This window comes from Paraburkholderia sp. J69-1, from assembly GCF_905220255.1.
Taxonomy (GTDB): Bacteria; Pseudomonadota; Gammaproteobacteria; order Burkholderiales; family Burkholderiaceae; genus Paraburkholderia.
In genome coordinates this window covers 1-2,907 of the sequence record NZ_CAJMZG010000058.1, presented here as the reverse complement: position 1 = coordinate 2,907, position 2,907 = coordinate 1, and the positions used below count along the sequence as shown (strand labels likewise).

Here is a 2,907-nt window from a genome sequence, read left to right as displayed (position 1 = left end):
ACAATCGCCTCGACAAGCGGAGACGTCAGCGTTTCCGGGCAATCCATTACGAATTCTGGTGGCGTTATTCAATCTGACGATGGCAGTATCAGTCTGAATGCCCAAAGTGTTTTCAGTAATGCTGCCGTCTTCGCCGGTCAAGCCAGCTATTCACAAAGCTGTTTCATTTTTTGCCACGCCAGTGCTTCGAGTGACGTAACACCGTACGGTGGCACGATCCAGGCAGGCGGTAACATCGCAATCGCCGCAGGCCAGACTGCCTCTAACGTCGGCGGAAACGTTTATGCCGCAGGCAACATTAATGTCACGGCGCCTGTAACCTATGCCGAAGGCGTTCTGGGATATTCTGCAATCAATCAGGATCAAGGGTTCAAGGCATTTTTTGGCAGCACGTGGGCCGAGATTATCGCAACAGATGTAGGTGGCGGATTCACCGCTGACGGAATGGTCACTCTGACCGGGGATGCGATTGTCGATGGCGGTTATATTGACGGCGCAAAAGGTGTCAGTGCTTCCGGCGCAATCACAACCCTTCGCTCGCCGGCGACCACGCCGGTGCAGATTGGCCAGCACCTTGGCCTCACGACGTGGTGGTTTTGAAGTATGAGATTCACCACATTAAAGCGGCTCGCATTCGCGCCAGCCGCACTACCGGTCGCGCTTGCGGCTCACGGCCAGACGTTACCTCCGCCACAGCCTGCGCCGCACCCAGTGCAGGATCCCGGACAACAGTTTATCGACAGCCAGCGCAGCGAAGCGCAACAAAGAGCACTCAATGCGACACCAGGTAACGTCCAGATCGCAGGACAAGCATCGAACACCTCGCTCGATATTCCGCTCTCTACGCCCGTCGACGCGATTGCCGAAGACGGCGCGACTTTCTTCGTCGCTCACATTGTATTGACCGGTGTCGATGCACAGCCCATTGTCGCTACAACCGTATCTTCGCGCACGCTGGCCGCGATCGCTGCTCCATTCGAAGGACACCGTCTCGGTACGCATCGTGTAAATGTTCTGCTCAAACGTCTCACTGATGCATATATAAAAGCCGGCTACATCACTAGCCGGGCCTTGCTGGGCCCCCAGAATCTGGAATCAGGTACGCTGACCGTCACGATTCAGGTCGGTCGAATCGCTGAATTTCGTGTCAACGGCCACGCAATTCATCGCCTTGCTACCAACGAGCGATCGGCTGGCGGGGGGCTTTTCACAGACAACGGCTATGCGTTGGCCTTCCCTGATTCCGCCAGCAGTCCGTTAAGACTTTCCGATATCGACCAGGGCGTCGCACAGATCAACCGGCTTCGCCGGAATCAGGCACAGGTCCAGATTCTGCCAGGATCAAGCACCGGCGAATCCATCGTCGATATCAACAACCGGCCCGGCGACCGTGTGTACTACTCATTGGGCACCGACAACTATGGCAGCACCTCGACCGGCACGACCCGATACCGCGCCGGTCTGGAAGCAGACAATATCCTTGGACTTCAGGAAATCCTCACCCTGAACTACATCGATAGCGTTGAGAGTAACGCGTTGGTCAGTTCATTTTCTATTCCCTGGGGCCGCAACACTTTCAGCTATACGTTGTCCGATTCCGAATATCAGCAGGTGATCGGCACGACTGCGCTGGAATACGGCAGAACGCTGAGCCATATCTTCGGATGGAACTATCAACTGAAACGCTCAACAGCTAACCTTGTTGCCGTTGACGCTACGCTCTCCTGGCGCCGCACGGACCGGGAAGTCAACGATATCGAACTGGATCCCGAGCACATTGCCGTACTGCGTCTGGGCGGAAACTGGCTGCATAAATTCGTGCTCAACGACATGCCCGCGAACTTCATGCTGGATGGTGGGCTCTCAGAAGGACTTCCCAGCCTGGGTGCGGATCATGATGCGCAAGATAGCGTGCGCACAGATGCACACAGCCAGTTCACCAAGATCGATGCGACGGCGACCTTCACCCTTCCTCTACCCAGGCTGGCAGGATTCACGCTCGCCTGGCGCGGCGCGGTGGGCGGACAGTACACCAACGTCGCGCTCTATGGCTCGGAACAGATCTTCCTCGGCGGGACTGACACCATCCGGGGATTTCGCTCCGGAGACTATGCCGGCGACCGTGGTTTCTATGATCGCAATGAAATCGCGTGGGTGAATATTCCCTCGTGGCACGGCGGCCGCATTGAGCCGTATGTATTTCTTGACGCAGGAAAGGCAAACCTGATCGGCACACCTGGATTTCCGACTCTTGCTGGCGCAGGCGTTGGCGCGCGCGGTCAATGGCACTGGGGCCAGCAGATATTCTCCGCCGAGGGTCTGGTGGGACGACAACTTAGCCGCCCGGCGGCAATCGGCCCTCGGTCCACACTGGTACTCGGCACAATCAACTGGGATTACTAATCCTGAACTCACAGGCAAATCAATGATTCATAAAACACGCCATGCTCATCCCACCAGAGGACTCATCGCGGCCCTTCTGTGCACAATCGCTTCGACCGGTAACGTTGACGCAGCGCCCCTTCCTGCTGAAGCCAGCAAGTCATTGCCCGCCGGCGCAGTTGCTGAGGTGAACAGCGTGCCCATCACCACGAAACAATTGGACGATGCAGTGCATCTTGCCAGTGTCCAGACTGATCAGCCCGACACGCCTCAACTTCGCCAGTCTGTCAAACAGAATCTTATCGTCCACGAACTGTTCCGCCAGAATGCAGAACGGGCACACTACGACCGTAAGCCTGAAGCATTGCAGGCAGCAGAACTCGCGAAAGAAAACGCTGCAGTGCAACTCTACCTACGCGATAACGTGCATGTTGCGGACGTAAGTGACGCCCAGGTCAAGTCACGTTATGACGAAATTGTCGCTTCGTTAGGTCCGGAGGAGTACAAACCCAGCGTCATCACAGT

At 56.4% G+C, this 2,907-nt stretch carries 1 protein-coding gene and 2 pseudogenes; all 3 read left to right on the top strand.

Going from position 1 to position 2,907, the window contains the following annotated elements; genetic code table 11:
• Positions 1-600: pseudogene (locus tag U5A67_RS40305) on the top strand (filamentous hemagglutinin); the annotation flags it as partial.
• Between the two features lie 111 nt (positions 601-711).
• Positions 712-2,403, top strand: a complete 1,692-nt coding sequence (locus U5A67_RS40300; RefSeq protein WP_321818815.1) for a ShlB/FhaC/HecB family hemolysin secretion/activation protein — start codon at positions 712-714, stop codon at positions 2,401-2,403.
• Positions 2,404-2,425: 22 nt separating this feature from the next.
• Positions 2,426-2,907, top strand: a pseudogene (locus tag U5A67_RS40295) (peptidyl-prolyl cis-trans isomerase); the annotation flags it as partial.